The 6433-nt window shown below is 46.0% G+C and carries 3 protein-coding genes and 1 pseudogene; 1 reads left to right on the top strand and 3 read right to left on the bottom strand.

Annotation, left to right across the window (positions count from 1 at the left end; genetic code table 11):
* The first annotated feature begins 37 nt into the window (after positions 1 to 37).
* Positions 38 to 343 carry a ComEA family DNA-binding protein gene (locus tag AC2VE5_RS23550; protein ID WP_486890088.1) on the top strand — a complete coding sequence of 102 codons (306 nt, stop codon included), beginning with the start codon at positions 38 to 40 and terminating at the stop codon, positions 341 to 343.
* Between the two features lie 140 nt (positions 344 to 483).
* Here the strand turns inward: AC2VE5_RS23550 and AC2VE5_RS23555 are convergent, their stop codons facing one another.
* From AC2VE5_RS23555 to AC2VE5_RS23565, 3 genes and pseudogenes are all read right to left on the bottom strand, one after another.
* On the bottom strand, positions 484 to 5412 hold the full coding sequence (locus AC2VE5_RS23555) for an AAA family ATPase (RefSeq protein WP_486890089.1): 4929 nt from the start codon (positions 5410 to 5412) through the stop codon (positions 484 to 486).
* Positions 5412 to 5918 (bottom strand): DUF262 domain-containing protein, encoded by a 507-nt coding sequence (locus AC2VE5_RS23560; protein ID WP_486890090.1) that lies wholly within the window; start codon positions 5916 to 5918, stop codon positions 5412 to 5414. The genes AC2VE5_RS23555 and AC2VE5_RS23560 overlap by 1 nt, the downstream gene beginning before the upstream one ends.
* Positions 5919 to 6107: 189 nt before the next feature.
* Positions 6108 to 6305, bottom strand: a pseudogene (locus AC2VE5_RS23565) (hypothetical protein); the annotation flags it as partial.
* Between the last annotated feature and the right edge of the window lie 128 nt (positions 6306 to 6433).

Here is a 6433-nt window from a genome sequence, read left to right on the forward strand (position 1 = left end):
GGCACAGTGATAGCGTTTGTAGCCGAGCTTGGTGGGCTTGTTCAGTTCCGTCGTCTGGTCATGGGAGCAGTGGGGGCAAGGCATCCGCTACCCTAACATGCTTCTGAAACGAGTTCTGCCAGAACCAACTGAAGGGCTTGCCGCAGTTCCAAGCTGCATCGACATCAACACTGCGGATGCCGAGCGTTTGCAGGAGATCAATCATGTGGGGCCGGACTTCGCCCAGCAGATCCTTGAATTGAGGCCCTTCAACTCCGTCGACCAGTTGACGAGGGTGAGGGGCATTGGCGAGGGCAGGCTGAACGACATCAGGAAGCAAGGCCTCGCCTGTGTGGGTGAGTGAGGCGGCATGACACTAATGAAGGCTCATGACCTAGGGGAGGCGTGAATGCAGGTCAGGCAAGCAGGGATCATCCTCTTCATGCAGAACTACCACGAATGCGTCAGGTTCTACTCGAACCTCCTCAAGCTGTACCGAACTGCTTATAGGTTGAAAGAGGTGTATCTTAACCGCTCCCCCTTGACCTCACGTTGTTCATTTAGAAAAGGGTCTATTACGTCGTGTTCAAGACGCATTGCTTCATCCTGTGTAAGCAAAGAAATTTCCGACGCCTTTCCAATCCCAAGTGAGCGGTATGATGTACCAATACGTAACCCGCTGCCGCTAGTAATCCACCAACGATCATGAATAGGTAGGGTGTGGTTTGAACGTAAACCAGCAATTTTAATGATTGTGGATGGGGGATCTTGGTCGGATAGCTTCTCCCATGCATGAAAGAAAGCATCATCGTGATTTCCGTCAATATGTTCGTTCATTATATGTTTACGACTGGTAAGGATCGTAACTTTAAGATCTGGCTTCAATGAATTCACTATAAGGAGAACCTCAAGATCATCGGGTCCGAAATACGGATCACATATAATTAAATACCTCTCCGCTGAACTTTCCACCCACTGCTTAAGCCACTCCAACGCTTCTTTACGTTGACCATCAATGAATACTTGTGAGCTTGATATAGTTGCAGAGCTTTCTAAGGTAAACAGTTCTTTTGAACTGTTTAGGGTAATTCCAGCCAAATTGATTGCAAAGTGGCTCCCTCGCAGTACCGCACGAAATGTCTCAATAAGCTGCTGCTTCCGATCTGGATTACCACTGTGACGTCGAACGGTATTTTCTACTACCCAGGAGAAAATGGGATAGGCAATTCCTAGCGGCAACTCCCTTGATACCTGGACGTACTTGCGCAAGTGGTCCGTGTGGAATGTCTCCACTCGGTTTGCATTCAAACTACCAAGGGCCATCCATGCAGCATGGGCATACTGTTCTGGAGGAACGTCATCCTTATAGACACTATTTTGATTAATCATCTTATCCCTAATATCAAGGGTGTCTAACTTTTCCTTAATTTCCTGTCGTACTATCTCTCGAGCCGGATCATTATCGTATACTGTAGCGAGGGTGGCAGCGAAGTCAGCATCAATGGAGTGTGCGATATCAATCGCCCGTTGCTGTAAAGAATAGCTTTCAGGCGAAGTATCCACTGAAAGTATCGACTGAAGTGCGATCTGTAAATGTTTTTTTGCCGCACCCTTGTCATTTTGTCTAATATCATTTGCAAAGGTGATGTAACGATCAGCCCTGTCAAGGACGTTGGGAATATTCTCAATCGCTTTAATGACTTGTTCAATTACCTGATCACGTTTGCCAGAATACTTTTTGGGTAGTAGTGAAACAATTTGGGAGAGAATGAATGCTCTATCTGAGTTGTTGGGAATATTGTTGGCATCTTGAATAACCTCGTCCCATTCAGGCCCCTTTGAACTCTGGATGAGCAACAGATGTGCTTTTAATAACACTTTATATCCATCATGTTTGATGTTCTCGACATCTGGCAGCTTTTCGTCAATAATGGCTACTAGGCGGCCATGTATAGACGCCTTGTGTTGGTGGCTCCCAGTAAATCGCTCGTTAATGTGTTTAACTAGCGGCGGTATAAATCCAGCAAGTAAATCTTCCCGCTCAACGAGTTCTAAGAGACGGCATATATCACTAGCTGTTTCATAAGATAGATCATTGGTCGCATACCCGGCATTTCTATGTGGTTCATCTGGCAAACTGCGAAAAAGGAGGAAATGACAAATCCTACTATATGCATCCTCCCTTTCATTTATTGGCAGCTTACCAAGCAGTTCAAGGGTCGTGTCCCTATGGTAAACAAAGAGAGCTGGGGCGGCAGCAGATAAAGCGTGATGCTTGGCATAAGCATCAAGTTCTGAAATGTCACTAAGCAACGGTTGTATGTAACGCATGACGATAGAGCTACCCAAGTCCATGCGTTTATATCCGTAGCACCGCAGAACTAGTTCAGACCAAATACCAATGCGTTCACTTCGTGAAGGAATCTGATCAACTAAGGTTGAAAGGGCATGTAGATCTTCTTGCTGTTCAAGTCTGTTTGGCAGGAGACCTCCAAAGGCGCGAACTAACAAACGTAAGCACGCTAGAACCATTTGTCCTGGTGCAGGTGCGTTGATTGGCATTGCTGCACGTTCTAACTCTGTTTTCTTAAGAAATTCGCTTGCAGTGCTCGGCGCAACCTCAGCCAATATTTTTGCGATTTGGAAACCTACATCTACTTTGTACCAACCTACATCAATAGCATCCCAATGTTTCCAAAGATCATGAACCATTTTTTCTTGAAGAGAACGGTAATCGCTCACACTTTGCTTAGATAGAATTACAATCGAATGGGCATAGCAGATACAACGCTCTATCGCTTGGGGTAAACTTTCCGAGCTTGTGACAAGCGATAGCACTTTGCTGATCTGGAGTTCGGAAATGTCCACGGCTTCATCCGCCAACTTCTTTAATATCTGCTGTAATGCCTCACTTCGCAACTCCGCATCTGTTATGCCGTGCCACGCCTGAACTATGATATCCAAGCGGAGTTCATCCATTGACAGGTTTAAGTGCGATGTTAGAAAAGTTTGTCTAGCACGGTCTCTACGATGAATTGTGTTGAGGCGTGAAGCCAACCCTATTGCAGCATCGGGATCAGCTTGCGACAGAGCCTTTAACGGCCCCTTCACTACCCTATAATGATCTGCGGTCTGAGATAGGAGAAAATTTATGTCGTTTTGGAATTTCTCCTTTATTACCTCAAGTAGTCCTTCTTTTTGCTCAATAATGGTGTCTCTATCTATCAATGTAAAGCGTGCAACATAATAGGCTAGACAATGCGTGCGCAGGGAGTCATCCTTAATTTCTGAGATCAACCAAAATAATTCAAGTAGGCGGTCGGTTGCAGCTTGAGTAGAGTACGTGGCCTCAGCCTCCGCAAGATATAGCTCGAGCCTCACGTAATCAACTGTGGTACCTAAATCCTTTACTGTTCCTTTTATTCCATCAAATCGCTTTACCAGCTTCTTTGCCTCTTCCTCAGTTGTAACGGTGACGATTGGAGTGGCGATTTGACGCAAATCCCGGGTCTTGGGAATATACTCTGTAGAACTTGATACCAGAAGATCCAAAGCTGCATTGATAACGGCATCTGCGTCAGCGCGATCCTTGTTTGTAACTGCCCATCTGCGAAGAATGAAGAGTCTATTTTTGAGCTCCAACTTCTCGACCTTCTCAATAACCTCATGGGCCGAGTAATTTTCGGTAAAAACCGATATTGCACCAATAAATTCCTGCACTTTAGGATCTTGTATGCGGGAGCGAACTTTATCAGCCATGCGTTCTTCCGTTTCATCCTTAGTTTGGCTCGATGCAGCCGTTGACAACCTTGCGAATGCCCAGTCTAGAGAATTAGGTTTTCCACTTGCCTTAGACGTACGCTCAACTAAGTCAATTGCTAAATCAGGATCAAGTTTAACCAAGTTGGTTGCAATATCTAGAATTTTCTCCGGTAACGTTTCAGGTGAAATCTGCTTAGCAAGTGCATAAATTTGATCGCTAACCTCGGGAGCGACATCTAATCCTTGTTCTATTTGCTTGCGCGTCACTATTGCAAGAAGTTGAAGTTTGTCCTCTTGCAGTATCGCGCTCTGTGCTAAAGAAAGAGAAGCAGCATAATCCTTTAAAGCAACACGAGCCTCAACTTCGGGACGCCATAACTCTACCCGGCTTAGGTCACGTAAAGTTGCTTGTTGGAAACAGTAGCCTAACATGGCTTCAAATAAATTGAGTTGTTGAGCCGCATCAATACCAAACTGTGTCTGCCTATGGAGTGGGTAAAGAGAGCTTGCTTCTTTCACCAACCGTACGAGCACTTCTGGAGTAAGGTGGGCAATAATCTCATTAAAACGACCAGCTTGCTGGTAATAATCGGATAAGGATTCGAGTGCCCGCAGTTCCTGGGTATCTCTGGTTAAAAAGTCGATAATTAGGGTAATAACTTCCGGTTTCCTTTGGACTAAACGTTTTTGGGCAAAACTGCGATGACCTTCCGTAAGAAATGTAGCCTGTCCATCCACAAGTTCGATGATGCGCACACTCTCAAAAAAGGAAATGACATCGTTTTCTGCAACCGCGGCAATTGCAGCGATTTCGAATGTCGAGAACTCGCCGCGTCCGAACGCAAGTATTGCCAACACAAGTTCTTGCCAGTGACTCAGCTGCTTAAGATGCTCCCATTCGAGAGCAAGAAAATCAGGTAGCTTCGTTGGTTCCTGATGCAACAGTTCTTCAATGCTTACACCTGCACTAATCTCGCGTCGGATAGCCGCCAAATAAGCAGGGAGCCCCTTAGCACACATTCGATGCAAGGCCTCTATGTGCAGACTATCAACATCCAAATCTTCTAAATATTCCCGGGTATCATTTAACGAAAACGGGGGAAGGAGTAGTGGCTTCGGAGATGCGGCTTCGCGTATTGTTTTCGGAATATTCTCAACGGTGCCGGATAGCAAAAAGCTAAACTGGGGTACTCCAATGTGAAGTAGTTCGTCGAAAAGTATATCCTTCACCTGTTCATCTTCTCGAGCAAGATCATGAATCCCATCGATAACGAAGAAAAAGCGTTCACCATAATGTTTGGCTCGTCTTTGGAGCTGTGTGAGTAGCTGAACATATAACGAGTCATTAACTTCCTGAAGCGGAAGGGCTTTATTCTTAATCACCCAGTAAATTTGCCCTGCTAAATCAACTTTGAAACTAGAAGGGTTTATCGAGAGCCGGTTTAGTGGGCGGATAAAGAGGGACACAGCGTGATTAGGATGTGCCCGCACAAATTGAGAGAGAAGGGTGGTTTTACCGATCCCCTCTTCACCTTCTACTACCATAATATTTGTACCACTTGCAAAGTTTTTATCGAGAGTAGCTATCACATTATCACGGAATAGTTCTCTTTCTAGTGGTTGAGGAAAATTTAAGCTAAGGCTTACTAAATCAACAACATTAGCTTTCATCAGATTTCCCGGCAATCCAGAATGTTCGCTACTAAACACGGGTTTACCAGACTGGTATTGAGCGCGGTTCTGCTGACAACAAGGTTCTCCAAAACTCCTGTCTTCTCATTGCAGCTGAGATGGTAACGACGAAGGTCATGTCTTAAGTTATCGGTTCTGACCGAGGTAATCTGATGCGTCAACGCCTCGGATAGTGCTATGCCTACACCCCTTGTGTGGTCACAAACAGCACCGAGGGTCCAGAATAGCGTCGCGCTACGCTGCTGTCCATCAATCAGTTCAAAAGTGTTATCTGACTTTTTAAAAACAACGATGCTACCGATGAAGTATTCCGTAAGGTTTTGCGAATCGTTATCAGCGAATTCATCGTGAATGTCACTTAGCAACTGCTCCACTGGCTCACTTCCCCAGGCGTATTCACGTTGATAACTGGGAACGGTGTAGAAGTCATTAAGCAGGCTGCCAATTGTGAAGTCTTTTGAGTCAATGGTTTGTAGAGTGCTCATCGGCTATAGTGCTCTCTTTCCAATCTCACAGAATGTCGCTACTTTCCTTCAGCTAAGGGCTTGCGTGGCGGGCGGCGCCCCCAGGACTCCAAACGGCCTGCCGCGGAGAGCGTGGCATCAAGGCTAAATAAATCGCTGTCGGGGTGCTTATGAGCAGTTTTCACGTAATTAGCTAAATACATTTCTGATTTAGGGTTGAGACGGCCCATTCAAGGCTGAAGTGCAACGATCCTGATGTCTAGGGAACATTACCTCATGAGGAGTGCGGTAGTCAAGCGACTTGCGCGGTCGTCCGTTAATCAGCTCAACAGCCTGCTTAAGCTCCTGTGGTTGAACCTTGGTAAAGTCGGTCTTCTTGGGAAAGAACTGCCGCAAGAGCCCATTGGTAGGCATTGTCAGGTTAACTGCCGCAAAGCAGCAACGTGTTAGGCTGCCCAACCATGAGCGCTGCCAACCTGTACAAACGCCACCGCTTCCCAGCTGAAATCATCAGCCATTGCGTCTGGCTCTACTTC

Source organism: Aliterella sp. E5.1 (assembly GCF_057473825.1).

Bases quoted from the DNA above. Each gene is read 5' to 3' on its own strand.
- AC2VE5_RS23560 (WP_486890090.1), bottom strand. From the start codon at position 5,918: ATGAGCACTCTACAAACCATTGACTCAAAAGACTTCACAATTGGCAGC.
- AC2VE5_RS23555 (WP_486890089.1), bottom strand. From the start codon at position 5,412: ATGAAAGCTAATGTTGTTGATTTAGTAAGCCTTAGCTTAAATTTTCCT.